This window comes from Enterobacter sp. Y17, assembly GCF_019730495.1.
Taxonomy (GTDB): domain Bacteria; phylum Pseudomonadota; class Gammaproteobacteria; order Enterobacterales; family Enterobacteriaceae; genus Enterobacter; species Enterobacter asburiae_B.
In genome coordinates this window covers 1036888-1061908 of record NZ_JAASKP010000001.1, presented here as the reverse complement: position 1 = coordinate 1061908, position 25021 = coordinate 1036888, and the positions used below count along the sequence as shown (strand labels likewise).

Genomic DNA, 25021 nt, shown 5'->3' with positions numbered 1-25021 from the left:
ATAATCTCTTAGTTAAAATATTGTCGCTGTAAAAGCAAATTCGCTTCATCAATCACCTTATCAATCGCCTTCTGGCAGGCAACAACATCTCTTCGCTCCAGGGCGGAAAGCAGTTCGTCATAGTGATATGTCGAGGCTTTGATGTCGTTAAGCTCCTGATGCAGATAGTTCATACAGGGCCCGATGCGCACCCAGAGCTGCTCAATTAATGCATTAAGCGTAGGCATTTCCGCATACTGATAAAGCGTAAATCGGAAGACGCGATTCGCATGCAATGCCTGCTGGACGTTCCCGTTGCGCATGGCCTCATGAAAGGCATCCGACAATTTGCGCAACGCCTCCAGTTTGCTATCAGACATATTCTGACAGGCCGCGGCGACCGCCATCGGCTCAAGCTGCTTGCGGATAGCGTTAATCTCGTTATAGCGCTCCAGCGTGACCTCCGGAACCAGAAATGCCTGCGCCGGCGTGGCGTGTAGCGCCCCTGATGACACCAGGCGCAACAGCGCCTCGCGAACAGGGGTAATACTGGTTCCTAATTTATCGGCAATCTCTTTCGTAATCAGTCGTGCCCCAGGTTTGAGTGAGCCTGTAATTAACGCTCCTTTCAAACTGTGTTCAACTTGCATGGTAAGACTGACCCTTTGGGCTTTTTCTAAGTGGTCCAAATCAAGCATGTTCAATTCCTGTAGCTAAAACTTAATGCTATTTTTAAACGCCAGTTTTAATAAAACGACGCTGGTCCGATATATCCTGTATCGTCATGCCTGGTGGTGGGAAGTACGTAAAAACATCAAAAAAGTAAAGTTTGTTTTTTTATTGGTTCCGGGCCCATCCGGGATGCGGGCGCGAAATGCCATGTCCATTAATTAAAGACAATATATCGTATCTTCACAAATAAATATGGCGGGAAACCCCGCCATAATGCTGTTTATTTATTGTCACTCGCGACGCGAATCACGACTTTGCCGAAGTTACGCCCTTCGAGCAGGCCAATCAGCGCCTCGGGCGCGTTCTCCAGCCCGTCCGTTATCTGTTCACGATAGTGAATTTTGCCCTCCTGCACCCAGCGTCCCATTGCTTCCTGGAACTCCTTAATGCGGTGACCGTAATCCTGGCCGATGATAAAGCCCTGCATACGAATGCGTTTCTTCAGGATGGTCGCCATCAGGAGCGGCAGGCGATCCGGCCCCTCGGGCAGGCCCGTCGCATTGTAGCCGCTCACCAGGCCGCACACCGGCACGCGCGCGGAGGTATTCAGTAACGGCAGCACGGCGTCAAATACTTTCCCGCCGACGTTTTCATAATAGACGTCAATTCCTTGCGGACAGGCGCGTTTCAGCTGTTCGGCAAAGTCGGCCGCGTGATGATCCAGACACAGGTCAAACCCGAGGACCTCAACGGCATGGCGGCATTTTTCAGCCCCACCGGCGACGCCGACCACCCGGCAACCTTTGATTTTACCGATCTGCCCGACGGTCGCGCCAACCGGGCCTGTCGCCGCGGCGACCACCAGCGTTTCGCCCGCTTTTGGCTGCCCGATATCCAGCAATCCCATATAGGCGGTAAAGCCCGGCATACCCAGAATACCCAGCGCCCAGGAAGGATGTGACGGATTTTCGCCCAGCTTCACCAGGCCGCTGCCGTCCGAGAGTTCATATTCCTGCCAGCCGCTGTAGCCCAGCACCCACTCCCCGGCTTTGAAGTCGGGATGATTTGACTGCTCAACGCGGCTGACCGTTCCCCCCACCATCACAGCGCCCAGCTCAACCGGTGGTGAATAGGATGGCGCATCGCTCATGCGCCCCCGCATGTAAGGGTCCAGCGACAGCCAGACGGTGCGCAGCAAAAGCTGTCCCTCAGCCGGGGCGGGAACAGGCTGCGTTTCGAGACGAAAATTTTCCGCCACCGGCGCACCCTGAGGACGGGAGGCCAGTACCCAGCGGCGATTTTGCGAAACAGGTTGATTCATCGGGATCTCCTTCTGGTACAAATGTCATTACAGCCTGGCTCACGATCGGCGTTATCGCATTAGCATTACGAGGCAGACTGGTTAAGCCGTACGACCAGATAGATGCAGGTTTCATTCGTTTCGTTGATGAACCGGCAGTCATTTGGCGGCCCCAGCTCGAGGCAGTCTCCGGCGTGCATTTCGTGGCGCGTATCGCCCTCCTGAAACACCAGCTCGCCGGACTGAAGCCAGATAAGCTGACGTGCCAGCGCGTAAGAAGATGCAGGCATCGGAACATCGCTGCCCGCGGGCAGTTCAACCTGAACAAGGTCGATAGGCAGATCGGTGCGGGGAGAAACATGGCGGCGGAGGTAGTGCGTCTGTGGGTCGCGCCAGACGGGCTGGTTTGCAAGGCGCAGCAGCTTGCCCTCCTGCATTTCGGCCCGGGCAATGAGCGTGGACATGCTGATGCCAAACGCACCGGACAGACGGGCCAGCAAGGTGGCTGTCGGGCTGCTGTCTCCGCGTTCTATCTTATGGATCATCGCGCGCGATACCCCGGCCCGGTCAGCAAGCTCGCTCAGGGACCATCCGCGAGACTCGCGTTCAAGGCGAATTCTTGCGCTAATCCGTTGATTCATTGTGTCTGTTATGGTGTTCATGACGTCATACTATAGTGTATGAACGGCATTTCAATGGGCTTTTGATAACAAAAAAATATGGCTTATGCCGTAGCGATCGGGCGATACGATTGTGTAATATCGTAGGAATAACGTAATACTATAGTAAACAACACACAGAGGGTTAATCATGATCGTTCGTCATGCCTGCAAGGAAGACTGCGCTGCGATAGGCGAAATCTACAACCACGCGGTGCTGCATACTGCCGCGATCTGGAACGATAAAACCGTCGATACCGATAACCGAATCGCCTGGTTTGAGGCGCGCACGCTCGCGGGTTACCCGGTTCTGGTGAGTGAGGAAGACGGCGTTATCACCGGTTACGCCTCTTTCGGTGACTGGCGCGCCTTCGACGGTTTCCGTCATACGGTTGAGCATTCGGTCTACGTCCACCCGGACCATCAGGGAAAAGGCATTGGCCGCACGCTGATGATCGCGCTGATTAACGAGGCCCGCGCCATCGGCAAACACGTGATGGTGGCCGGTATTGAAGCGCAAAACCATGCTTCGATTCACCTCCACGAAACGCTTGGTTTTGTCACCACGGGGCAGATGCCGCAGGTGGGAACCAAGTTTGGCCGCTGGCTGGACTTAACCTTTATGCAGCTGCAGCTGGACGAGCGCAGCGATCCGGACGCCATCCCATGAATCAATCCCTGACCCTGGCGTTTCTGGTGGCGGCGGGAATTGGTCTGGTGGTGCAAAACACCTTAATGGTGCGCATCACCCAGTCCTCCTCCACGATCCTTATCGCGATGCTGCTGAACTCCCTGGTCGGCATTGTGCTGTTTGTCAGCATTCTGCTGCTGAAACAGGGCGCAGCCGGATTCAGCGAGCTGGCCGCAACGGTGCGCTGGTGGACGCTTATCCCGGGGCTGCTGGGGTCATTTTTCGTGTTTGCCAGCATCAGCGGATATCAGAACGTTGGCGCGGCCACGACTATCGCCGTGCTGGTGGCAAGCCAGCTGATTGGCGGGCTGGTGATGGACGTGCTGAGGAGCAACGGCATTCCGCTGCGCGCCCTGATTGGCCCGGTGTGCGGCGCGGTGATGCTGGTCGTCGGGGCCTGGCTGGTGGCGCGACGCCAGTTTTGAACGTTACAGTATGGTGCCGCCTTTGGTCAGCTGTTCCTCACGCGCGTCCAACTCCTCTTTATGCTGCTTACCGTGGTGCGAAATCGCGGTACGCAGACGCTGCTGCTGGGTGTAGCGTTCTTCACGGCTAAGATCTGCATCATCGCTTAATTCGATCAGCAGTTCATTCATATGGGTAATGACGCCCTCTTCAATGGCGGCATCGACACGGGCGGTAACTTCATTTAAATGTGACATTGTCACTCCTTGTGAATCGCCGGGTGGCGGCTGCGCCTTGCCCGGCCTACAGGGGAACCGTAGGCCCGGTAAGCGCAGCGCCACCGGGCAACATATTAGTTCAGCTTCGCCTTAGAGAAATCGCTGCCCATCAGGCTCACGCTGTATCCGGTCACGTTGCTGCGGGTCGCATAGAACGTTTTCCCGTTTGCCAGTGCGATCCACGGCGCCTGCTGGTAGTAGATCTCCTGCGCCTGGCCGTAGAGTTTCGCGCGCTCGGCCGGGCTGCTGGTCAGCTTCGCTTTTTGCACCAGATCATCATAACCCTTATCACACCAGCGCGCGGCGTTTGATCCGGTTTTAATGCTGTTGCAGCCCAGCAGCACGTCGGCAAAGTTGTCCGGGTCGCCGTTATCGGACATCCAGCCAAACAGCGCGGAGTCATGTTCGCCTTTACGCATTCCGGAGAGATATTCACCCCACTCGTAAGAGACAATTTTGGCCTTCACGCCGACTTTCGCCCAGTCGCTCTGGATCATCTCCGCGATACGACGCGAGTTCGGGTTGTACGGACGCTGAACCGGCATTGACCACAGCGTGACTTCCGCCCCCTTCTCCAGCCCCGCCTGCTTCAGCAGCGCTTTCGCTTTTTCAGGATCGTAGCTGTAGTCCTTCAGGTCTTTATTAAAGCCCAGCATATTTGGCGGGATCGGCGATTTTGCCACCGTACCGGAACCCATAAAGACCGCATTGACGATAGCTTTCTTATCGGTCGCGTAGTTAAGCGCCTGACGCACCAGCACGTTATCAAACGGTTTTTTCTCGGTGTTAAACGCCAGATAGCCGACGTTCAGGGCATCGACCGAGTGCAGCGTCAGGTCTTTGTTGTTCTTGATCGCGTCAAACTGAACCGGGGACGGCGCAGGAATGATCTGGCACTCGTTGGTCTGCAGCTTCGCCAGGCGGGTTTCCACGTTTGGCGTGATGGAGAAGATGAGATGTTTCGTCGGTACGTTGCCTTCCCAGTAGTTCGGGTTAGCAACATAGCGGATCAGCGAATCCACCTTGTACTGCTGCAGGACATAAGGCCCGGTGCCAATCGGCCAGGTGTCCACGTTTTCAGGCGTGCCTTTTTTCAGCATCGCGTCGGCGTATTCGGCGGAAAGAATCGAGGCGAAATCCATCCCCCAGTCGGCCAGAAACGCGGCGTTAGGCTCGCTGAGGGTGAACTGAACGTGATAGTCGTCGACCTTTTTCACGTCCTGAATCAGCTTATCGAGCCCGACGTCGTTAAAGTATTCGTAGTTGCCCTGCGACACGTTGTGATAAGGGTGTTTAGGGTCTTTCTGACGCAGAACCGAGAAAATAACGTCATCGGCGTTAAAATCGCGCGTCGGTTTGAAGTATTTATTGCTGTTGAACTTCACCCCTTTACGCAGGGCAAAGGTATAGGTCTTGCCGTCAGGCGAAATCGTCCAGGACTCCGCCAGCGACGGGACCGGGGTGTTTTTCACCGGGTCAAAATTGATCAGGCGGTTGTACAGTACCTGAGAGCTGGCCACAAAAGACGGGCCAGAGCTGGCGATTTGCGGGTTGAAGGACTCGGGGGACGCTTCAGAACAGTAAATAAGGGTGTCGTTGTTTGCCGCCCATGCGGCACCGGCCGGTAACAGCGCGCTCAGCGCAAGGGCGAGCAGTGTTTTCCCTGTAGACATGGTTATAACCCTGACAGTTTTATTATATAAGACAGTAATAACAGCACAGGCGATATGACCTGGCAAATAACGAAACACTATCAGGTTATTCTAAAGCCGCGTTTTTTGCTGTTTTAACAGCCAGCGCCCGAAAAGGTGATTTGCCTTAAGGGCCATTATTCGTCAAGCACAACCGTCACTTTCTATGCCGCAAGAAATCGGTCCTTTTAGCGTCTCTTCCCCCGTTTGGTTGCTTCCTCGTTTCGTTAAAGTAACGGTGTGAAGAAGTATATGGGATCAAATCGTGGCAAAAACTCTTTTACGCAGCGGTAACCTGGATGACTTTCAGGCCGTGGGCGGCGGCGGACAAGCCGTTTTTGAATCAGCGTTACAAATCCGGGAAGCGCTCCGGTTGCGCAAACAACAGGCCATCGTCGACTGTCTGGCTATTCCGCAGGTCAACGACAGCGGTGACCGCGTGGACTGGTATTCCCCCGTTGAAGGGAGCGTAACCAGCTGGAAAGCGGCCGATGAAGATGACCGTTATCGCGCCCTGCGCTACCTGGAAAACACGCTAGCCAGCGTTGAGTCGTTAAGCAAGAAATGCCTCCTGTCGCCCAAAACCGCGCAGCAGCTTTTTGGGTCTCTGCTGTCAAAGGCGTTTCAGTTCCCGGGTGAAAACTTCCTCTTCCTGGTGGACGGAAAGCCGGTCATCAGCTTCTGGGGGTTTGTAAACCTGAACGAAAATGCGCGCGACGATGTCCTCGACTGCCTGCGTGAATCGCTGGTCCCTGAGCCCGCCCCCGTTGTGATTGAAGATCCTGAACCCGAGCCTGAGCCAGAACCGGTGGTGGCCTTTGAACATGCCGACGAGCCGCTGATCGCCCCTTCCACGGTGGTGCGCATCACGCCGGAAGATCTGTATGAGCCTGAACCGGCCCCGGCCGTTGCGCAACCCGTTCAGGAACCGGCTGTGCCGATCGTCGCGAAAAAGCGCCGCGTTCCCCTGTGGACGCTGCCGGTTGCCGTCGCGATCGTTGCCGCCGTTGCCGCACCGCTGCTGTGGCCAAAACAGTCGCCTTCCGCTGAGCCCGCCCCGGTGCCCGCACCCCAGCCCGTAGAGATAGCACCAAAGCCGATCAAAGCGGTTGAGCCGCTGGCCATGAAATTACCGCTGCATCAGGCAGAGGTCCTGGCAAGCAAAGAAAAAGAGCCTACTCTGGCGCCTGCGCCACAGCCTGCCCCGGTGGTAATTGTCGCCATCCCGAAAGATGCCATGGTGATGGAAGCGAATCAGGTGAAAGCGGGATCGACGCGTTTCCTGAACGGCACCTGGCGTGCGGTTCTCGACGTGAAAGATCCAGTCACCGGCAAGCCGCCGTCAATGCGCTATCAGATCCAGAACAATAAGGGCTTCGCCCGGGTTGTCCATGGCGACAACGTTGTCTGCCGCGCGGAAGTGTTCTCCGGCCTGCACAGCAACGGCGAGCTGATGATTAAAAGTCGCGGTACTGCCCGCTGCACCGACGGCTCCCGCTACCCGATGCCGGAGGTTGCCTGTAAAGCAGGCGCCAGCGATATCGCAGAATGTCGCGCCCGTTATGATGCCAATACCGTCGTTCCCCTGACGTTCAAGAAAGCAGGTGCCTGATCCTATGCTGGTTAATCTTTGCGACTATAAACAAAGCGTCACGCTTATTGCCAACAGCGGCGTGCAGTTCCTTGATTTCGGTCTGACGCCGCAGGACACCGCCAGCAACGGGCGCTTCGTACGTAAAACCGCGAACGGCCCGCTTCTGCGGCTCGATTTCGACCTGGTTAACGGGCGCTATACCGTGCCGGGAACGAACGGCGGGCAGCCTGAAGTGGTTAAGCCGGAAACCACCATCCCGCTGCATCAGTCCCTGGCGGTGCTGGACGGCGTCTGGCTTCCGGTTCCGTTCCTGCGCTTCAATCCGCCGCGAACCTTTGTTGAGGGGCCGGATAACTGGGCCCGCGTTCAGGTGCGCAGGCTGGATACACCCGATACGGCAGGCAATACGCACCGCGTCACGCTCGCCCTTGACAGCCAGATTGCAGAACACGCCACGTCCGCCCTGTCCCCGGTTGAAAACGATATTCTGAACGGGACCCGATTCGCGCTGGCCTGGCGAGACAATGAGGTTGAAAGTTTCCTCGATCAGACCTGGATTGACGGCTGGCTGCGCGAGGCATTTACCCAGTATGCCGACGGCGTTGAAAACCGCTCAGAACGCGACCTCCAGCAGGCGATGCGCGGGTTTGAATATCAGGCCCACTGGCTTAACCTGCTGACCATGCTCGGTGAACAGCTCACCGTGCCGGAAGTGAAATTTGTTACCCATACGCTCAGCACGCCTGCCATTCCGGTCGACCTGATCCTCGACGTGGGCAATACCCACACCTGCGGCGTCATTATCGAAGACCACGGCGACGCCAACGATGGCCTGCGCCAGACCGCCGAGCTGCAGGTACGCTCATTAAGCGAGCCGCAGTTCCTGAATGCGCCGCTGTTTACCAGCCGTCTCGAGTTTTCGGAAGCGCGTTTTGGCAAGCAGCACTTCTCGGTTGAAAGCGGTCGCGAAGATGCCTTTGTCTGGCCGTCGATTGTTCGCGTGGGCGATGAAGCCCGCAAGCTGGCGATGCAGCGTCTGGGGACCGAAGGCAACAGCGGCATCTCCAGCCCGCGTCGCTACCTGTGGGATGAAACGCCGGTCGTGCAGGACTGGCGCTTTAGCCAGATGAACAGCAAAACCCAGCGTGAGCCGCTTGCCACCGCGTTTCCGCTGATGAACCTGATGAACGATGACGGCGAACCGCTCTTCACGCTGCCGCAGGACGAGCGGCTGCCGGTCTTCTCGCCGCAGTACAGCCGCAGTACGCTGATGACGCACATGCTGTGCGAGCTGCTGGCGCAGGCGCTGGGGCAGATCAACAGCGTCGCCACGCGCCTGCGTCTGGGCTTCCCCGCGTCACCGCGCCAGCTACGCACCCTGATCCTGACCCTGCCCTCGGCCATGCCAAAGCAGGAGCGCGAGATTTTCCGTCGCCGCATGTTTGAAGCCATCGCCATCGTCTGGAAAGCGATGGGCTGGCACCCGCAGGATGAGGATTTTGTCACCCGTAAACAGCAGGATAAAAGCGTGGTGCCGGTTCCTGAAATCCAGATGGAGTGGGATGAAGCCAGCTGCGGTCAGCTGGTCTGGCTGTATAACGAAGCGATCTCCCGCTTTGGCGGTCAGACCGAAGCCTTCTTCGCCTCCCTGGCCCGCCCGGACCGTGAGCCTGAGCCGGGTAGCCAGCCGGGCCGCGCGCTGCGCGTCGCGTCCATCGACATCGGCGGCGGCACAACGGATATGGCGATCACCCATTATCAGCTGGATGACGGTTCCGGCAATAACGTCAAAATCACCCCGCAGCTGCTGTTCCGTGAAGGCTTTAAGGTCGCGGGCGACGATACGCTTCTGGACGTGATTCAGCGCTACGTGTTGCCTGCCCTGCAAACGCAGCTGCAGAAATCCGGTATCGCGGACGCCTCGCTGCTGATGGCGTCACTCTTCGGCGACTCCGGGCGTATTGACACCCAGGCCGTACTCCGCCAGCAAACGGCGCTTCAGCTGTTTATGCCGATTGGCCATGCCATTCTTGCCGCGTGGGAATCGAGCGACGTTGACGATCCGCTGGCCGGTCTGCATGCCACCTTTGGCGATCTCCTGCCGCAGAAACCGACCCGCAACGTCATGAATTACCTGCAGCAGGCGATCGACCATGCCTTGCCTGCGGGATCAGACGCGTTTGACCTGTTCGCGATGCCGCTGCACGTGAACTTCCGCGAAATGCAGGATGCGATGCTGGCCGGGCAGTTTACGCTGGCCTCGCCGCTTCACGCGGTGTGCGAGGCGATATCCCATTACAGCTGCGATATTCTGCTGATCACCGGACGCCCCGGCTGCCTGCCTGGCGTTCAGGCGCTGATTCGCCATCTGCAGCCGGTGCCGGTCAACCGCATCGTCTGGCTGGATAAATACCAGGTGCACGAGTGGTATCCGTTCAGCCAGCAGGGGCGCATTGGCAACCCGAAATCAACGGCCGCGGTGGGGGCCATGCTCTGCAGCCTGGCGCTCGACCTGCGTCTGCCGCGCTTCAACTTTAAAGCCGCGGACATTGGCGCGTATTCAACCGTGCGGTATCTCGGCGTGCTGGATAACACCGTTAATACCCTGCGCGAGGAAAACGTCTGGTATCAGGATATCGACCTCGATAAGCCCGGCGCGAAGCTCGACGCGCGTCTGCACTTCCCGCTGCGCGGTAACGTCACACTCGGCTTCCGCCAGCTGGCGAACGCGCGCTGGCCCGCCACGCCGCTCTACACGCTCAGCATCAACTCGGCTGAACTGGCGAAAGCCATTGCCGGTGACGGCGTGCTGAACGTGCGGCTGAAGCTCTGCGGCGGCAGCAAGCAGGAAGGTCCTGAGGCCTTCGAGCTGAGCGATGCCTGGCTGCAGGACGGCACGCCGGTTGCCCCTGACGCATTAACCTTCAAACTGAATACCTTGGCCGATCGCCGACACAGCGGTAGCCACTACTGGATCGACAGCGGGAGCGTATACCTGAAATGACAGCGACGACGACCACCACTCAGGCCTTAATCGGGTGGATTAATGAGACGCGCCTGAACGCCCCTGTGCTGGATAACGATGCTGACGCCCTGCTTGCTCGCATCAACGCGGCGCAGGCGCGGGAGCAGGCCATTGAACGCGCCATGACCCGCCAGAGCAGCATTGGGCTTTACGGTCATTCGCAGAGCGCGAAAGCCCATCTGCTGTTATCCCTGTGCGGCAGCGGTAATGGACGCCTGAACGTGACGCCGGGCCAGCGCACCTTTGACTATTTTTCGCATATCAATCCGGGACATGCCCTGACCAACATGGCCGTCCGCTTCACGCCGGAAAGCCCGGAGGTGGCGGATGAGGCGTTCCCGCTGCGTCTGAGCCTGGTCACCGAGGCCGAGCTGGTACAGCTGTTTATTGCCCGCACGACGCTGCATCCGCAGATGCGCGCGGTGGATAAGGCGGTCATTGAGACACGTCTGGAGAAATGGCGCGGGCTGCGCCAGCCGCAGGGCGTGCCCGGCATAACGGCTCAGGAAGTGGGTACGATTGCCCGCTTCTGGCAAAGCACCGTACCCGCCGCTAAGCAGCAAATCGATGATGCCCTGTGGCATGAGTTCGCCCGGCTGGTGCCTTCTCTCGATCTCAGCACGCGGGCCAGCGTCTGGTCGCTGCTGTGGGGCGAGCAGCAGGAGTTGACCCAGCAGTGGTTAAAACTGGCCCATGTGCTGCACCAGACCAGCCATGCCGGCGAGCTTGCTGCCCCGCTTAGCCTGCTGGTGGACAGCTTTGGCCTGCCGGGTGAAGGGTTCCTGACGCACGACGGCACGTTAGATCTTCAGGACGCGCAGGAGACGCTGCTTCATCCGCTAAATAGCGGTGAAATGCTTAACGCCATCAGCATCCCCGTCGACGTGCTGGCCTTCCTGACCCGCGAGCTGGTGCTGCCGGTTGAGAACGGCGCGCTGGATAACGTCGATATTATTGATATTCCTGTTTTTGAAGATAACCGTGCCGACCCGCTACGCCAGGCGAAGTCCCAGTGGCTGCTCGAGCATTATCGTCAACAGCTTCAGCCGGATGTGCTGGTGATTTGCAATGCGACGGCGCAGCACGAACAGACGGCCAAAAAAGCAAAAGTGCTGATGAACTGGGTCAAGGAGACGCAGCCTGCTGAAGAATCTGCCCTGCCGGGGCTGGTATGGGCGATTACGCCACACGACGCCCGCTTTACCACCCGACAGAATCTCGATGAAGCCGTACAGCATCTGCTCGGAAAGCCGGGTTTACGCTGGGGCACGCTTCAGGCGCTGGACAGCCACAGCATGCAGCGCGTCATCGAATGGCTGTCTCAGGCCACGTTACCCGCCCAGCGACAGAAGCGTCTCGGCACGCTGAAAGGCTTGCTGCGACAGGAGCTCTCATCGCTGATGCAGAGCTATCTGGCACCGCTGGTTGAAGAGCCGGGGAAAAGACGCGCTCAGGCCGAAAATATGGTGCGCACGCTGCAAAGCAGCGCCGCCCGCCACGGCGAACTGCTTGAAGGCCTGCTGCCGCCGCTGAAAGCCTATGAAACGCTGCTCGCCGTTCAGCAGCCGCGCGAGGAGCAGGTGAACGGGCTGTTTACGGACACTATTGACCTGTTTGCCGAGAATACCCAGGAAAGCACCGGCCTGTTCCAGACAAAAGACAAAGCGCGCCTGGCGCACAGAGTCTGGATAAATCATCTGCGTCAGTGGAGCCGCAATGAGGCCACGGCCGCGCGCCTCGGGCTGGAGCCTTCGGTATTACAGCAAATCGCGGATGTGCTGGTGGTCACCAGCTACCGGCTTAATCTGCCTCAACAGCTTCAGCGTATCGTCGAAGCGGATAAAAGCAGCGCGGCACAGCTGCATGCCGTGATGGGCAATTTCATTGGCTGGCTGGGTTATGACCAGACGCCCGTGGCTACACGTCCGGCAAGCCGCATCCGCAAGGGGCAGGCAATCTTCGTCACGCCAGTGGTCAGCAGCGCGGAGCCTCGATTGACGCGCCTGGGGGAACAGCCTGTGCATGCGGCCACCGCATACGTTTACGACTGGCTGGTCGCCCTCTATAGCCGCGCGATAGAGAACATTGATTACCAGCATCCGCATGATGTTCAGCCTGACGCACGTCAGGCACTACGGGCTTTGATAAAGTAGCCGCCTTTGTTGCCGGGTGGCGCTGCGCTTACCCGGCCTACATTTCGCAACGATGATAAATTGCACAATAATCACATCGTCATACACCCGGCTAACGTCTGTGCCAGCGCAGACGGATTCTCCCACGACATCGAATGCCCCGCCGCTGGGATAATTTTTACCTCAACGCCCTTTTGCTTCAGATCGTCCACATCGTCATCCGGCAGAGACAGCTCGCCGAAAATCAACGTTACCGGGCAAGGAAGTGACAGGAACTGCGCTTCCCATTCGGGCTCAACGCCCGCCACCAGGCTCGATGCGCCCCGCCAGACGGCATATGGCGCATTGCTCTGCAGACACCCTGCCCACGCCGTTTTTTCCGCACTGAGCATGGCGTCATAGCCCTGCGTCAGAAACTGCTGCTCGGTTTGCGCTGCAATAGACCGGCTAAACATCCCCCCACCCGCATGAAAATTGGGCTCTGACACCATCAGCCCCTTCACGCGCGACGCCAGCAGCCCCGCCGTTTCGATAGCAATGCTGCCGCCCATGCTGTGGCCGTATAACCAGAAGGCATCCAGCTTAAGGTGGTCAATCAGCTCCGCCACAACGTGGGCCTGGTCGGTGGTTTTATAGCTGTAGCGTTCAGGCTTGTCGCTGTAGCCGCTGCCGGGCAAGTCGATGAGAATCGCTCTGCGCGTGCCAAACAGCGGGTCATGAACGACACGGGGATATTCATAGGAAGAGGCGCAGCCCAGCCCGTGAATGAACACCACGGGATCGCCGGTGCCGGGCAGGTCATGCCAGCGCACGGTACAGCCGGCCTGCTGCGAGTAAAAACTGTTCATAAGCACTCCTTTTACGATGCACTGTTTATTTATACAGTTACCGTATCGGGAATGCCATATTCATCTTTTAAAAATGGAAGCGTGCTTCAGAAAAGCGAGACCAGCAGCGCAACGGGAAAGCTCATTGGCCAGGTTGACCCCACCAGAAAAGCGCTGAGCAGGCGGATACGTTTGCGGTCTTTAGAGAGGAACCAGGTAATTAATGCGCAGATGGAAGCCATGATTGCGTAAAAAACCAACATCTTTTGATACAACGTCATTCTGTATACCAGAGCCGAAAAAATAACCGCACGCAATATGCGTCATATGTTGATACAGATCAAGTTTTTTCGTTACAGAATAACCACTTAAAGATTACGGATAATAACAATTGAGTATCTTGCGTAACACTCATGGCGGGCGCGGGAAACGCCTGGCCGCGCATGCGACCAGGCAGGGCGGGCTTAGTGTTTGATCATGACATGCCGCACGACCGTATAATCCTCAAGCCCGTAGACCGACATATCTTTGCCGTAGCCGGATAATTTCATGCCGCCGTGCGGCATTTCGCTCACCAGCATAAAGTGCGTATTCACCCAGGTGCAGCCGTACTGCAGGCGCGCGCTCAGGCGATGGGCGCGGCCCACGTCTTTGGTCCAGACCGATGACGCCAGGCCATACTGCGAATCGTTCGCCCAGGCCAGCACCTGCGCCTCGTCGTCAAATTCGGTGACGCTCACCACCGGGCCAAACACCTCCCGCTGAACGATGGCGTCGTCCTGTTTTGCCCCCGCCAGCAGGGTTGGCTGGAAGTAGTAGCCTGCCCCCTCTTTTTTGCTCCCGCCGGTGACAACGCGGATATGACCGAGCGCTTTCGCCTCATCGACCGCCTGACAGACGCGTGAAAGATGGGCGGCCGAGCTGAGCGGGCCCAGTTCGGTTGAGGCATCCTCCGGCGCACCCATTTTAAGGCTGGCGACCGCTGCGCCCAGCTTTTCCACCAGCGCGGCATAAATGCCCTTCTGGGCATAAATCCGGCAGGCCGCCGTACAGTCCTGTCCGGCATTATAGAAACCAAACGTCCGCACCCCTTCGACAACCGCATCCAGGTCGGCATCATCAAAGACGATAACCGGCGCTTTACCGCCCAGCTCCATGTGGGTGCGTTTAATGGAGGACGCGGTATGGCCGATGATATGTTCCCCGGTAGCAATCGAACCGGTCAGCGAGACCATACGGACTTTTTCATGCCCGGTAAGCGGGTCACCGACCGTTTTCCCCCGGCCAAACAGGACGTTCAGAACGCCTGCCGGGAAGATGTCTTTTGCCAGCTCTCCCAGCTTCAGCGCGGTCAGCGGCGTGATCTCTGAGGGCTTAATCACCACGCAGTTCCCTGCCGCCAGCGCGGGGGCTAGCTTCCAGGCCGCCATCATCAGCGGATAGTTCCAGGGGGCAATAGAGGCAACCACGCCCACCGGATCGCGGCGGATCATCGACGTGTGGCCGTCAAGGTACTCCCCGGCGGCCAGCCCGTTCAGACAGCGGGCGGCCCCGGCAAAGAAACGGAAAACGTCGACCACCGCCGGAATTTCATCACCCAGAGCACAGTGCAGCGGCTTGCCGCAGTTGAGGGATTCGAGCCGGGCAAAGTCCTCCCCATGCGCTTCAATCGCATCCGCCAGCTTCAGCAGGCACTCGGCGCGGGTTTTCGGCGTGGTTTGCCCCCACTCCGCAAAAGCACGGTCGGCCGCCTGAACCGCCGCGTCGACCTGAGCCGCTGACGCCTCGGCAATCTCCAGCAGGAGTTCTCCAGTGGCCGGGTTATAGACCGGCTGTTTTTCTCCCTCTCCGGTTACCAGTTTTCCCTCTATCAGCAGTTGTGTTTGCATAGCATTTTCCTGTTGAATTCACTGTTATTTCCCGCTGCCGGCGATGTTCTCGCCGTCGCGGGTTAGCCACCAGGCTCCCAGAATGGGGATAGTTGTCACCAGCATCACCAGCAGTGCTACAACGTTGGTGACCGGCACGTCGCGCGGACGACCGAGCTGATTGAGCAACCACAGCGGTAACGTGCGCTCGTGTCCCGCCGTAAACGTTGTGACGATTATCTCGTCAAACGACAGGGCAAACGCCAGCATTCCCCCGGCCAGCAGCGCGGAACCCAGATTGGGCAGCACCACATAGCGGAAGGTTTGCCATCCGTCGGCCCCGAGGTCCATCGACGCTTCCACCAGGCTCCAGGAGGTGCGTCTGAACCGGGCAATGACGTTGTTAAACACCACCACCACGCAAAAGGTGGCGTGTCCCACCACGATGGTGAAAAACCCAGGTTCAAGGTCAATCGTTTTGAATGCCGTCAGCAGCGCCAGACCGGTGATGATCCCCGGTAACGCAATCGGCAACAGCAGCAACAGCGAGATCGCATTCTTGCCAAAAAACTCGCTTCGCCACAGCGCCGCTGCAGCAAGCGTGCCAAGCACAAGGGCAATCGCGGTGGAGAGCGTGGCAATCTGAAGTGACAACGTCACGGACTCAATAATATCGCCGCGCCCTGCTGCCACGCTGAACCACTTCAGCGTCAGCCCCTGCGGCGGAAAGCTGAAGGCAGCGTCTTCGGTATTAAAGGCATAGGTCGCGATAATCAGCAGCGGGAAGTGCAGGAAGATAACGCCTCCCCAGGCTGCCACTTTAAGGAACAGCGGTGCGCGTTCAGAGTGCATCGAATGCTCCCAGACGTTTCACGAACGCCAGATAGAGTGAAATCAGCACGATGGGCACCAGCGTGAACGCGGCGGCCATGGGCATATTGCCAATGGCACCCTGCTGCGAGTAGACCATGTTACCGATGAAGTAACCCGGCGGCCCCACCAGCTGTGGAACGATGAAATCCCCCAGCGTCAGGGAAAAGGTGAATATTGAGCCCGCGGCAATACCCGGGATCGCCAGCGGCAGAACGACGTAGCGAAAGGTCTGACGAGGGCGCGCGCCGAGGTCGGCTGAGGCCTGCAATAGCGAGGCAGGCAGGCGTTCCAGCGCCGCCTGGACGGGCAGGATCATAAACGGCAGCCAGATATAGACGAAGACCAGAAACCGTCCCAGCCCGGAGGTGGACAAGGTGTTGCCGCCAATCGCCGGGAGCGTAAGGAGTGAGGTCAGGATCGGCCCCAGCCCCATATGGTTGAGAAACCACTGCGCCACCCCGTCCTTCGCCAGCAGCAGCGTCCAGGCGTAGGCTTTGACGATGTAGCTCGCCCACATTGGCAGCATCACGGCGATATAGAAAAACGCTTTCCACTTGCCGCGGGTGTATCGCGCCATGTACCAGGCCATCGGGAATGCCAGGATGGCGCTGGCTATCGTCACCGCAATCGCCATGGTTAACGTGCGCAGGATGATGTCGTAGTTTGCCGGGTTGAAAAGCGCCTGAATGTTCGCCAGGGTCAGATCCGGCGTGACGGCCATGGTGAAATCGTCAAAGGTGTAAAAACCTTGCCACAGCAGGGTCAGAAGCGATCCTAAATAGACGATGCCAAACCACATGAGCGGCGCGAGCAGAAGCAGGAACAGGCCGAGCGACGGTTTACGCCAGAACAGCGCCGTCATGCGGCTTAAGCGCCCGTGCGAGGCGGGAGGATGCGCGACACTCATAGACATTTCACCTCTCCTCGTGCAGGCGAATCATCGCCTCGCGTGACCACGACGCCATCACCGCCTGCCCCGGCGCAATGCCGCTCAGCGACGAGGTTTCACTGAGATTGGCCTGGCTCACCAGCAGTTTGGCGCCATCGGCGAGCTTCAGCTCCAGCCGCGTGGCCGCTCCCTGATACTGAACGGCCTGCACGATGCCCTGAACCTGAACGTCTCCGCCCTCATTAAGGCGAATATGTTCCGGGCGCAGGGAATAGCTGCCTTCCATACCGCAAATTTTCTGCGCAAGGCCCGCATCAAAGACGTTGGACGTGCCGACAAAACCGGCGACAAACGGCGTGCGCGGACGCATGTAGAGATCGCGCGGGGTATCCACCTGCTCGATGCGCCCGTTATTGAACACCGCCACCCGGTCTGACATGGAAAGGGCCTCGCCCTGATCGTGGGTGACAAAAATAAAGGTGATGCCGAGTTCCTGCTGAAGCTTCTTCAGCTCGAACTGCATCTGTTCACGCAGTTTGAGATCGAGCGCACCTAAGGGCTCATCCAACAGCAGGACGCGCGGCTCATTGACCAGCGCCCGGGCGATGGCGACACGCTGTCGCTGGCCGCCGGAAAGTTGCGAGGGTTTGCGGGCAACGGCAAAGCTCAGGCCCACTTTTTCCAGGGCATCACGGGCCTGCGCATGGCGTTTTTTCTTGTCGATGCCTTTGACCATCAGCCCGTAGGCAACATTGTCGAGAATCGACATATGCGGGAACAGCGCGTAGTCCTGAAAGACGGTGTTCACATCCCGCTCCCAGGGAGGCAGTTCGCTCGCCTCTTTGCCGAAGATAGAAATCGTGCCGCCTGACAGCTGTTCAAAACCCGCTATCAGACGCAGGCAGGTGGTTTTGCCGGAGCCCGAAGGCCCCAGCATGGAGAAAAATTCTCCGTCACGAATAGCAATGGTGACCCCATCCACCGCCCGTACGTCGCCGTACAGACGGGAAACGTTGTTAAACTCTACCGCGTACGTCATGTTCTGCTCCCGGGCAATTAACGACCGCCCATGATGGCGATGTAATCCTGCGTCCAGCGGCTATAAGGGACAAATTTGCCGCCTTCTGCGATGGGGGTTTTCCAGAACATGATTTTGTCGAACTCGTTATAACCGTTTGTTTCGCAGCCTTTATCACCCAGCAGCGTGCTGGCCTTACACCCTTCTGCAACCACGGGCAGGGAGCCAAACCAGGCCGCCAGATCGCCCTGCACTTTCGGCGTCAGCGACCAGTTCATCCACTTATAGGCGCACATCGGGTGTTTTGCCTGCGCGTGCAGCATGGTGGTATCCGCCCAGCCGGTCACCCCCTCTTTCGGGAAGACGGTAGCAACGGGCTGGTTCTCAGCCTTCAGGGCATTCGCCTGATACGGCCAGGCGCTGGAGGCCACGACGCCTTCATTTTTAAAGTCGCTCATCTGAACGGTGGTGTCGTGCCAGTAGCGGTGGATCAGCGCGTGCTGATCGCGAAGCACCTTGAGCACGGCGGCATACTGTTTTTCGGTGAGCTGGTACGGGTCTTTGATACCCAGCTGCGGCTGAGTGGCTTTGACGAACAGCGCGGCATCGGCGATATAAATCGGGCCGTCATACGCCTGCACGCGTCCCTGATTGGTTTTACCGTCCGGCAGATCCTGTTTGGTAAAGACCACGCTCCAGCTGTCCGGCGGCGTCGGGAAGGTTTTGGTGTTGTACATCAGCAGGTTTGGCCCCCACTGATACGGCGTGCCGTAGACTTTCCCGCCGACGTTAAACCATTCCCCTTTTACAATCCGCGCGTCGAGCGTTTTCCAGTTGGGGATGAGCTCGGGGTTAATGGGCTGAACGCGTTTACCCATTATCAGGCGCAGGGAGGCGTCACCCGAGGCGGTGACCAGGTCATAGCCCCCTTTCGCCATCAGGCTGACCATTTCATCCGACGTGGCCGCCGTTTTGACGTTGACCGCACACCCGGTCTCTTTTTCAAACTGGGTGACCCAGTCATAATTTTTATCCGTCTGTCCGCGTTCGATGTATCCCGGCCAGGCGATAATATCCAGCCGACCTTCCCCGTCGCCGATGGCCTTTGGAGGTTCTGCGGCTTGCGCTGTCATGATAGTCATGCCGAGCGCGCACAGGCTGCTGCGGGCAAAATGTTTGCTCATAAGAGTTACTCCTGTCGCAATGAAATTTAGCGGCAGCCGTGCCGTAAAAATATCTCCCTTATTAAACGTAGACCGCGCAAATGCGCCGCACCGTACGGCTTCAGGAAATTTCATCAAGGTGTGACCGAGGGCGCATTCCCCGTTAACTGGATTATAGACAAGGAGTTAGCCGCGAGAGACGGTATGCAGATTTCCTATGACAGGGCACCGCGAAATATTCGCAGCGCCGTCATCAGGATAAGAATTGATTATTTAAATAACGGAGAAAAGTTTATTCCAGCATCGTGCTAATTAATTTTCCTAACTGAATGACCGCCTGCTCTTCTCGCTCTCCCCAGGCCCAGGAGGTATTAAACCGGAAGAACGGTGTCCATGCGTCGGAGGTGGAAAACATCTTTCCGGGCGCAATGCTGATGTGGTGCGTTAAGGCTTTTTCGCTGAGCAGACCCGCATCCAGCTGCGCCGGAAGCTCCAGCCATAAAAAGTAGCCGCTGTCGTTATGGTGGATTTTGACGCCGGCAGGCATATGGCGCAAAAGGGACTGCCAGGCCTGCTGTTTTCGCTCGGCGAGGGTACGCCGCAGGCGGCGCAGATGGGCGTCGTAGCGTTTCGTCGCCAGGTAATCCACCAGCGCCAGCTGCACGGGTGAGCTGGTTGAGAGCGTGCTCATCAGCTGCAGCTGCTGAATGCGTCTCGCGTGTTTTCCTGCCGCAACCCAGCCGATGCGAAAACCGGCCACCAGACATTTTGAAAAAGACGAGCAGTGCAGCGTCATGTCCTGACGATCCCATGCTTTCGCCGGGAGCGGCTTTTCGCGGCCAAAATAGAGCTCGCTGTAGACATCGTCTTCAATCAGGGTGACGTTGTGCTGCGTTAACAGCGCGACAAGCTGCGCTTTTTTCTCCGCGCTCAGCGTGAAGCCAAGCGGGTTCTGACTGTTGGTCATGATCCAGCAGGCTTTAACCGGGTACTCCTTCAGCGCCTGTTCAAGGGCATTCAGATCAATCCCCTCGCGGACATCCGTCGCAATCGACAACGCTTTGAGCTTCAGGCGTTCAAGCGCCTGCAGCGCGCCGTAGAAACACGGGTTTTCGACTATCACCCAGTCGCCCGGCTCGGTTACCGCCTGCAGGCTGAGATTGAGCGCTTCAAGCGCGCCTGCGGTGATCACAATCTCTTCCGGGGAGATGTTCATCCCCTGCTGCGCGTAGCGACGGGCAATGGCGTGGCGGAGATCGACGTTACCCGGCGGCAGGTTCTCAATCACGCTCATCGCCGTCGCGGTTTTGCTGACGTTCGCCAGCGAGCGGTTGAGCTGCTGCAGCGGGAAAAGTCGGGGATCGGGAAACGCGGAGGCAAAAGGAACAACGGACGGGTCGCGGCTGGCCTGTAAGACGTCGAATATGTAGGTATTAATATCCACCACTTCGTCACGCATCACTTGGGCAGGTGGAGCAGGCTGATGGGCGGTCGGGCGCGAGGCAACGTAATAGCCCGACTGCGGTCTGGCGACAATGCGCCCCTGACTTTCCAGCATCTGATACGCGTGGCCAACGGTCATAAAACTCATGCCGCTGCTCGCCACCTGCTCTCGCAGCGAAGGCAGCTTATCGCCCGGCAGCCATACGCCAAGCTCAATCTGCGAGATAATTTGTTGCGCCAGACGCTGGTATTTTTTCATCAAATTCTCCTTGTGACCGACAGTGTATATCAGCAGGAGAAAAAGAGAAGATTTAGCTAACTGTTATAGTTCGTGAAACGAATTACTTACGGTACTCGGTAACGTGGCTTTGCGCCTGACGCGCGGCGGCCAGGTGATCGAGCGTGATCATCGACGATTTGCAAAAGATGCATTTCGCGCCGAGTGGGTTTTTCTCAGACATATCAAAGACTGAGGTACGGTACTGCGAGCCATGACAGCATGGGCAGCGGAAATGAATATAAGAAGTCATAGGATTCTCCTGTGAACGTAAAAACGTAAATTACTAATGGGCCGATTGGGCAATAATGGTTTTAAACAAAACGAATCGGAAAGTAGATAAAGACCCAAGAGAGGCTGCGGAGAGGCACAACGTGATGAGAACTGCTTTATAAAACTACGTCAGATATTTATTTGGACTCAAAACCAGAGGACCATTAACGCACGGCGCAGACGACAAGGCAAGCAGTTTTATGCATAAAATTCATAAAAAGACGGTTTTTATTCCTCACGCGAGGTATATCAGATGCCTAAAGCATGAGCTTTAAGCCAACTGTTATGGTTAAAAATCACTTTTCTGCGTCTGATAGTCCGAACGTTGCCCCTATACCATAACAGCACACCGTTTGACATTGAGGCTGTGCATGTTTGGTTTAGATGCTTTTCACCTTGCACGGATACAGTTTGCCTTTACCGTATCCTTTCACATTATTTTCCCGGCGATCACCATCGGCCTGGCAAGCTATCTTGCCGTACTCGAAGGGCTGTGGCTGAAAACCAAAAATCCGGTCTGGCGCTCGCTGTACCATTTCTGGTCGAAGATTTTTGCCGTCAACTTTGGCATGGGCGTGGTCTCCGGGCTGGTGATGGCCTACCAGTTCGGCACCAACTGGAGCGGATTTTCACAGTTTGCGGGCAGCATTACCGGCCCGCTGCTGACCTATGAAGTGCTGACCGCCTTCTTCCTCGAAGCCGGATTCCTCGGCGTGATGCTGTTCGGCTGGAACAAAGTCGGGCCGGGTCTGCACTTCTTCTCCACCTGCATGGTGGCGTTGGGCACTATTATTTCTACCTTCTGGATCCTCTCGTCGAACAGCTGGATGCAGACCCCGCAGGGCTATGAGATCGTCAACGGTCAGGTCGTGCCGGTGGACTGGTTCGCCGTGGTGTTTAACCCCTCCTTCCCTTACCGCCTGCTGCATATGTCGATAGCCGCATTCCTAAGCAGCGCCCTGTTTGTGGCCGCATCCGCGGCATGGCATCTGCTGCGCGGCAATAATACCCCTGCCATACGGGCAATGTTTTCGATGGCGCTGTGGATGACGCTGATTGTCGCCCCCATCCAGGTCATGGTTGGCGATATGCACGGGTTGAACACCTTAAAGCACCAGCCCGCCAAGATTGCCGCCATTGAAGGCCACTGGGAAAATCCGCCGGGTGAGCCTACCCCGCTGCTGCTGTTTGGCTGGCCGGATATGGAGCAGGAGCGCACCCGCTTTGGGCTGGAGATCCCGGCGCTGGGGAGTCTTATCCTGACGCACAGTCTTGATAAACAGGTTCCGGCTCTCAAAGAGTTCCCGAAGGAAGACCGTCCGAATTCCACCATCGTGTTCTGGTCATTCCGCATTATGGCGGGCCTGGGCATGCTGATGCTGCTGCTCGGGGTGATGGCTCTCTGGCTGCGCTACAAAAAACGCGTGTATTCGTCTCGCCCCTTCCTGTGGTTTGCGCTGCTGATGGGGCCAACCGGGCTGATTGCCATCCTGGCCGGGTGGATCACCACCGAAGTGGGCCGCCAGCCGTGGGTGGTCTACGGACTCCAGCGAACGAAGGATGCGGTTTCTGCCCACGGTGACCTGCATATGAGCGTAAGCCTGCTGGCCTTCTTCGTCGTCTATACCTCGGTATTCGGCGTGGGTTACAGCTATATGGTGCGCCTCATCCGAAAAGGCCCGCAGCCGCATGAAACTTTCGCCACCGAGTCCGACGGACGTCCGGCGCGCCCGCTTTCTGCCGTCACAACTGAACATAAGGAGCAGCCATAATGGGTATCGACCTTTCCATTATCTGGTTTGTGATCATCGTCTTCGCCACGCTGATGTATATCGTGATGGACGGTTTTGATCTGGGGATTGGCATTCTGTTCCCGGCCACGCAGAACGCCGACGATCGCGACGTGATGGTCAACAGCGTCGCGCCGGTCTGGGACGGAAATGAAACCTGGCTGGTGCTTGGCGGTGCCGCCCTGTTCGGCGCATTCCCGCTGGCCTATGCGGTGATCGTTGATGCCCTGACCATTCCGCTAACATTAATGCTGATCGGACTTATTTTCCGCGGAGTGGCATTTGAGTTTCGCTTTAAAGCCACGCCGGCCCACCGCCCCTTCTGGGATAAGGCGTTTATTGGCGGTTCAATTCTGGCAACGTTCACCCAGGGCGTGACGGTAGGCGCCGTCATTAACGGCTTTACCGTCACCGGCCGGGCCTATACCGGCGGCCCCTTTGACTGGTTTACCGCGTTTAACCTGTTTTGCGGCGCGGGGCTGGTGGTGGCTTATGCGCTGTTAGGCTCTACCTGGCTGGTGATGAAAAGTGAAAACGCGCTGCAGGAGCGGATGCGTGAGGTGTCGAAAACGCTGTTAATCGTGCTGCTGGCATTTATTGCGGCGATCAGCCTCTGGACGCCGCTGGCGCAACCGGCCATCGCTGCGCGCTGGTTTACGCTACCGAATCTGTTTTATCTGCTGCCGGTCCCTGCTCTGGTGGTGATTTTTAGCCTGTACCAGTGGCGCTGCCTGAATAATCCCGCCAGCCATAGCCGTCCGTTTATTCTGACGCTGGGACTGATATTCCTCGGCTTTAGCGGGCTTGGGATCAGCATCTGGCCGCATATTATTCCACCGTCGATCACCCTGTGGCAGGCCGCCGCCCCGACGCAAAGCCAGGGCTTTATGCTGGTGGGCGCGCTGTTGATCATTCCCGTTATTCTGGTCTACACCTTCTGGAGCTACTACGTGTTTCGCGGCAAAGTTCAGCATGGGGAGGGTTATCACTGATGCAACAACCGGTATGGAAAAGATTGCTGTGGCTGGCCATTATCTGGGGCGGCAGCGTACTGGCGCTGGCTGCTGTCAGTATGCTCTTCCGCATGCTGATGACGGCGGCAGGATTTAAATCTCATTAACGTTATTCCGGGCAACCGCTGCGTTGCCCGCTCCTCCCAGCACTTTCAGATAAACCCCATTAACGCACGGCAGAGTATCGTTACACTGGAAAAAGATTCACGGTATTTATAGTTTGAGAAGAAAAATGAAAAAGCTCATTGCGTTAAGCGTTATTAGTCTTGTCCTTTCCGGCTGCGTTAATCCGGGCAAAGCCTCCGTACAGCCGGAGCAACTTAAAAACCACCGCTTTGTGCTGGAAAATGTCAACGGTAAGGCCGTGAAGACCGCGACAACGCAACCTGAGCTCAGCTTTGGCGCGCTGCCAGATATCAGCCTGGTGAATAACATCAGCGTTTCTGGCCAGATGTGTAACCGCTTCAACGGACAGGGGAAATTGTCCGAAGGCGAGCTGAAGGTTAAAACGCTGGCCATGACGCGCAAGCTCTGTACTGAGCCGCAGCTGAATGAGCTGGATCAGACCATCGGCGACATGCTGCGCCAAGGGGCGCAGGTCGACCTGACTGAGGACCAGTTAACCCTGGCGACAGCCGATAAAACGCTGATGTTTAAGCGTGTAGAATAATCAGTAGTTACCGCAGCTTCCAACGGCAAGCGACTGTTCGCTACAGCGTTTGCCGTTTGGCAAGGCGCACATCCCAATAGCAGAACCATCAAGCTGGCGGGCAACAGACAGCGAACCGCCAATCATCGCGCAGTTGGCCTGACCTGAACTGGACATTGCCGCTTTCATTCCCGGCGCCACGTGGGCTGCCGTTGCCTGCTGGACTGGTTCACTGCTACATGCCGACAACAATAACGCGGCACACCCTACCCAAAATGCTGAGCGCATGCTCTCTCCCCCATGAATAATGCGAAACCTATGCATAATAGGCATCACATCCCTTGTCGTCGAGAGCGGAAGTGCGTATTTATGCGCTCCGGAAACAATTTCTCGCAATTTTTTCGCCAAAAGTTTGATCTACTCATTGATGGCAGGAATACCAAGGACACAAAAGCGAAAATCGTAAATTCCCCCGTTTGCTAGAATACACAGATAATATTCAGGGTTTGTTG

At 57.4% G+C, this 25021-nt stretch carries 24 protein-coding genes; 9 read left to right on the top strand and 15 right to left on the bottom strand.

All coding sequences use genetic code 11. The annotated features are described in order from the left end of the window. Nucleotides 1–8 precede the first annotated feature (8 nt). The 3 genes from HCH49_RS04895 to HCH49_RS04885 form a co-directional block, all read right to left on the bottom strand. The gene (locus HCH49_RS04895) at nucleotides 9–677 is read right to left on the bottom strand and encodes a GntR family transcriptional regulator (RefSeq protein WP_023311981.1); all 669 of its coding nucleotides are present in this window, start codon (nucleotides 675–677) and stop codon (nucleotides 9–11) included. Between the two features lie 254 nt (nucleotides 678–931). Beyond that, nucleotides 932–1972 (bottom strand): NADP-dependent oxidoreductase, encoded by a 1041-nt coding sequence (locus HCH49_RS04890; protein ID WP_033145679.1) that lies wholly within the window; start codon nucleotides 1970–1972, stop codon nucleotides 932–934. A 65-nt stretch (nucleotides 1973–2037) separates the two neighbouring features. Continuing rightward, nucleotides 2038–2613: a helix-turn-helix domain-containing protein gene (locus tag HCH49_RS04885; RefSeq protein ID WP_023311983.1), complete on the bottom strand. Its 576-nt coding sequence runs from the start codon at nucleotides 2611–2613 to the stop codon at nucleotides 2038–2040. Nucleotides 2614–2761: 148 nt separating this feature from the next. On the opposite strand from HCH49_RS04885, the gene HCH49_RS04880 reads away from it, so the two are divergent. Continuing rightward, a complete protein-coding gene (locus tag HCH49_RS04880) occupies nucleotides 2762–3280 on the top strand; it encodes a GNAT family N-acetyltransferase (RefSeq protein WP_033145680.1) in 519 nt (172 codons plus the stop codon). After that, complete coding sequence (locus HCH49_RS04875; RefSeq protein ID WP_033145681.1) at nucleotides 3277–3726, top strand: DMT family transporter; 450 nt, start codon at nucleotides 3277–3279, stop codon at nucleotides 3724–3726. Before HCH49_RS04880 ends, HCH49_RS04875 begins: the two co-directional genes overlap by 4 nt. Before the next feature lie 3 nt (nucleotides 3727–3729). On the opposite strand, the gene HCH49_RS04870 is transcribed toward HCH49_RS04875, so the two are convergent. Both HCH49_RS04870 and HCH49_RS04865 read right to left on the bottom strand, forming a co-directional pair. Then, nucleotides 3730–3963, bottom strand: a complete 234-nt coding sequence (locus HCH49_RS04870) for a YdcY family protein (RefSeq protein ID WP_126795571.1) — start codon at nucleotides 3961–3963, stop codon at nucleotides 3730–3732. Nucleotides 3964–4058: 95 nt separating this feature from the next. After that, nucleotides 4059–5657, bottom strand: a complete 1599-nt coding sequence (locus tag HCH49_RS04865; RefSeq protein WP_221702285.1) for an ABC transporter substrate-binding protein — start codon at nucleotides 5655–5657, stop codon at nucleotides 4059–4061. Between the two features lie 283 nt (nucleotides 5658–5940). Here HCH49_RS04865 and HCH49_RS04860 point away from each other — a divergent pair, with 283 nt between their 5' ends. From HCH49_RS04860 to HCH49_RS04850, 3 genes are read left to right on the top strand one after another with little or no spacing between them, the layout of a single operon-like run. Then, nucleotides 5941–7287, top strand: coding sequence for an SrfA family protein (locus HCH49_RS04860; RefSeq protein ID WP_047060973.1), 1347 nt, complete (start codon nucleotides 5941–5943; stop codon nucleotides 7285–7287). Nucleotides 7288–7291: 4 nt separating this feature from the next. Continuing rightward, nucleotides 7292–10273 (top strand): virulence factor SrfB, encoded by a 2982-nt coding sequence (locus HCH49_RS04855; RefSeq protein ID WP_221702284.1) that lies wholly within the window; start codon nucleotides 7292–7294, stop codon nucleotides 10271–10273. Further along, nucleotides 10270–12447: a virulence factor SrfC family protein gene (locus tag HCH49_RS04850; RefSeq protein ID WP_221702283.1), complete on the top strand. Its 2178-nt coding sequence runs from the start codon at nucleotides 10270–10272 to the stop codon at nucleotides 12445–12447. The genes HCH49_RS04855 and HCH49_RS04850 overlap by 4 nt, the downstream gene beginning before the upstream one ends. Before the next feature lie 71 nt (nucleotides 12448–12518). Here HCH49_RS04850 and HCH49_RS04845 read toward each other — a convergent pair whose 3' ends face one another. The 9 genes from HCH49_RS04845 to HCH49_RS04805 all read right to left on the bottom strand — a co-directional run bounded on the left by HCH49_RS04845 (nucleotide 12519) and on the right by HCH49_RS04805 (nucleotide 21037). Beyond that, a complete protein-coding gene (locus HCH49_RS04845) occupies nucleotides 12519–13274 on the bottom strand; it encodes an alpha/beta fold hydrolase (protein WP_221702282.1) in 756 nt (251 codons plus the stop codon). An 86-nt stretch (nucleotides 13275–13360) separates the two neighbouring features. Further along, on the bottom strand, nucleotides 13361–13534 hold the full coding sequence (locus HCH49_RS04840; protein ID WP_013096478.1) for a GhoT/OrtT family toxin: 174 nt from the start codon (nucleotides 13532–13534) through the stop codon (nucleotides 13361–13363). A 183-nt stretch (nucleotides 13535–13717) separates the two neighbouring features. Then, complete coding sequence (patD, locus tag HCH49_RS04835) at nucleotides 13718–15142, bottom strand: aminobutyraldehyde dehydrogenase (protein ID WP_032656831.1); 1425 nt, start codon at nucleotides 15140–15142, stop codon at nucleotides 13718–13720. A 24-nt stretch (nucleotides 15143–15166) separates the two neighbouring features. Further along, nucleotides 15167–15973 carry an ABC transporter permease gene (locus HCH49_RS04830; protein WP_221702281.1) on the bottom strand — a complete coding sequence of 269 codons (807 nt, stop codon included), beginning with the start codon at nucleotides 15971–15973 and terminating at the stop codon, nucleotides 15167–15169. Continuing rightward, nucleotides 15963–16907 (bottom strand): ABC transporter permease, encoded by a 945-nt coding sequence (locus tag HCH49_RS04825; protein WP_221702280.1) that lies wholly within the window; start codon nucleotides 16905–16907, stop codon nucleotides 15963–15965. The genes HCH49_RS04830 and HCH49_RS04825 overlap by 11 nt, the downstream gene beginning before the upstream one ends. A 1-nt stretch (nucleotide 16908) precedes the next feature. Beyond that, nucleotides 16909–17922 (bottom strand): ABC transporter ATP-binding protein, encoded by a 1014-nt coding sequence (locus HCH49_RS04820; RefSeq protein WP_064672621.1) that lies wholly within the window; start codon nucleotides 17920–17922, stop codon nucleotides 16909–16911. Nucleotides 17923–17939: 17 nt separating this feature from the next. Then, nucleotides 17940–19085: a putative ABC transporter substrate-binding protein YdcS gene (ydcS, locus tag HCH49_RS04815; protein WP_221702279.1), complete on the bottom strand. Its 1146-nt coding sequence runs from the start codon at nucleotides 19083–19085 to the stop codon at nucleotides 17940–17942. Nucleotides 19086–19356: 271 nt separating this feature from the next. Continuing rightward, the gene (locus HCH49_RS04810; protein ID WP_039262881.1) at nucleotides 19357–20766 is read right to left on the bottom strand and encodes a PLP-dependent aminotransferase family protein; all 1410 of its coding nucleotides are present in this window, start codon (nucleotides 20764–20766) and stop codon (nucleotides 19357–19359) included. A gap of 82 nt (nucleotides 20767–20848) precedes the next feature. Beyond that, entirely contained in the window at nucleotides 20849–21037 is a 189-nt protein-coding gene (locus HCH49_RS04805) for a hypothetical protein (protein WP_023335881.1), read from the bottom strand. A 391-nt stretch (nucleotides 21038–21428) separates the two neighbouring features. Between HCH49_RS04805 and HCH49_RS04800 the strand changes: the two genes are divergently transcribed. The 4 genes from HCH49_RS04800 to hslJ all read left to right on the top strand — a co-directional run bounded on the left by HCH49_RS04800 (nucleotide 21429) and on the right by hslJ (nucleotide 24530). Then, nucleotides 21429–22829, top strand: coding sequence for a cytochrome ubiquinol oxidase subunit I (locus HCH49_RS04800; RefSeq protein WP_221702278.1), 1401 nt, complete (start codon nucleotides 21429–21431; stop codon nucleotides 22827–22829). Further along, a complete protein-coding gene (gene cydB, locus HCH49_RS04795; protein ID WP_033145694.1) occupies nucleotides 22829–23839 on the top strand; it encodes a cytochrome d ubiquinol oxidase subunit II in 1011 nt (336 codons plus the stop codon). The genes HCH49_RS04800 and cydB overlap by 1 nt, the downstream gene beginning before the upstream one ends. Then, complete coding sequence (locus tag HCH49_RS04790) at nucleotides 23839–23967, top strand: DUF2474 domain-containing protein (RefSeq protein ID WP_008501283.1); 129 nt, start codon at nucleotides 23839–23841, stop codon at nucleotides 23965–23967. The genes cydB and HCH49_RS04790 overlap by 1 nt, the downstream gene beginning before the upstream one ends. Nucleotides 23968–24092: 125 nt before the next feature. Beyond that, complete coding sequence (gene hslJ / locus HCH49_RS04785; protein ID WP_033145695.1) at nucleotides 24093–24530, top strand: heat shock protein HslJ; 438 nt, start codon at nucleotides 24093–24095, stop codon at nucleotides 24528–24530. Here the strand turns inward: hslJ and HCH49_RS04780 are convergent, their stop codons facing one another. Beyond that, entirely contained in the window at nucleotides 24531–24797 is a 267-nt protein-coding gene (locus HCH49_RS04780) for a DUF333 domain-containing protein (protein ID WP_023312003.1), read from the bottom strand. Between the last annotated feature and the right edge of the window lie 224 nt (nucleotides 24798–25021).

Coding starts and splice junctions, on each gene's coding strand:
- HCH49_RS04895 (WP_023311981.1), bottom strand. CDS start 677: ATGCTTGATTTGGACCACTTAGAAAAAGCCCAAAGGGTCAGTCTTACC.
- HCH49_RS04890 (WP_033145679.1), bottom strand. CDS start 1,972: ATGAATCAACCTGTTTCGCAAAATCGCCGCTGGGTACTGGCCTCCCGT.
- HCH49_RS04885 (WP_023311983.1), bottom strand. CDS start 2,613: ATGAACACCATAACAGACACAATGAATCAACGGATTAGCGCAAGAATT.
- HCH49_RS04880 (WP_033145680.1), top strand. CDS start 2,762: ATGATCGTTCGTCATGCCTGCAAGGAAGACTGCGCTGCGATAGGCGAA.
- HCH49_RS04875 (WP_033145681.1), top strand. CDS start 3,277: ATGAATCAATCCCTGACCCTGGCGTTTCTGGTGGCGGCGGGAATTGGT.
- HCH49_RS04870 (WP_126795571.1), bottom strand. CDS start 3,963: ATGTCACATTTAAATGAAGTTACCGCCCGTGTCGATGCCGCCATTGAA.
- HCH49_RS04865 (WP_221702285.1), bottom strand. CDS start 5,657: ATGTCTACAGGGAAAACACTGCTCGCCCTTGCGCTGAGCGCGCTGTTA.
- HCH49_RS04855 (WP_221702284.1), top strand. CDS start 7,292: ATGCTGGTTAATCTTTGCGACTATAAACAAAGCGTCACGCTTATTGCC.
- HCH49_RS04850 (WP_221702283.1), top strand. CDS start 10,270: ATGACAGCGACGACGACCACCACTCAGGCCTTAATCGGGTGGATTAAT.
- HCH49_RS04845 (WP_221702282.1), bottom strand. CDS start 13,274: ATGAACAGTTTTTACTCGCAGCAGGCCGGCTGTACCGTGCGCTGGCAT.
- HCH49_RS04840 (WP_013096478.1), bottom strand. CDS start 13,534: ATGACGTTGTATCAAAAGATGTTGGTTTTTTACGCAATCATGGCTTCC.
- patD (WP_032656831.1), bottom strand. CDS start 15,142: ATGCAAACACAACTGCTGATAGAGGGAAAACTGGTAACCGGAGAGGGA.
- HCH49_RS04830 (WP_221702281.1), bottom strand. CDS start 15,973: ATGCACTCTGAACGCGCACCGCTGTTCCTTAAAGTGGCAGCCTGGGGA.
- HCH49_RS04825 (WP_221702280.1), bottom strand. CDS start 16,907: ATGTCTATGAGTGTCGCGCATCCTCCCGCCTCGCACGGGCGCTTAAGC.
- HCH49_RS04820 (WP_064672621.1), bottom strand. CDS start 17,922: ATGACGTACGCGGTAGAGTTTAACAACGTTTCCCGTCTGTACGGCGAC.
- ydcS (WP_221702279.1), bottom strand. CDS start 19,085: ATGAGCAAACATTTTGCCCGCAGCAGCCTGTGCGCGCTCGGCATGACT.
- HCH49_RS04810 (WP_039262881.1), bottom strand. CDS start 20,766: ATGAAAAAATACCAGCGTCTGGCGCAACAAATTATCTCGCAGATTGAG.
- HCH49_RS04805 (WP_023335881.1), bottom strand. CDS start 21,037: ATGACTTCTTATATTCATTTCCGCTGCCCATGCTGTCATGGCTCGCAG.
- HCH49_RS04800 (WP_221702278.1), top strand. CDS start 21,429: ATGTTTGGTTTAGATGCTTTTCACCTTGCACGGATACAGTTTGCCTTT.
- cydB (WP_033145694.1), top strand. CDS start 22,829: ATGGGTATCGACCTTTCCATTATCTGGTTTGTGATCATCGTCTTCGCC.
- HCH49_RS04790 (WP_008501283.1), top strand. CDS start 23,839: ATGCAACAACCGGTATGGAAAAGATTGCTGTGGCTGGCCATTATCTGG.
- hslJ (WP_033145695.1), top strand. CDS start 24,093: ATGAAAAAGCTCATTGCGTTAAGCGTTATTAGTCTTGTCCTTTCCGGC.
- HCH49_RS04780 (WP_023312003.1), bottom strand. CDS start 24,797: ATGCGCTCAGCATTTTGGGTAGGGTGTGCCGCGTTATTGTTGTCGGCA.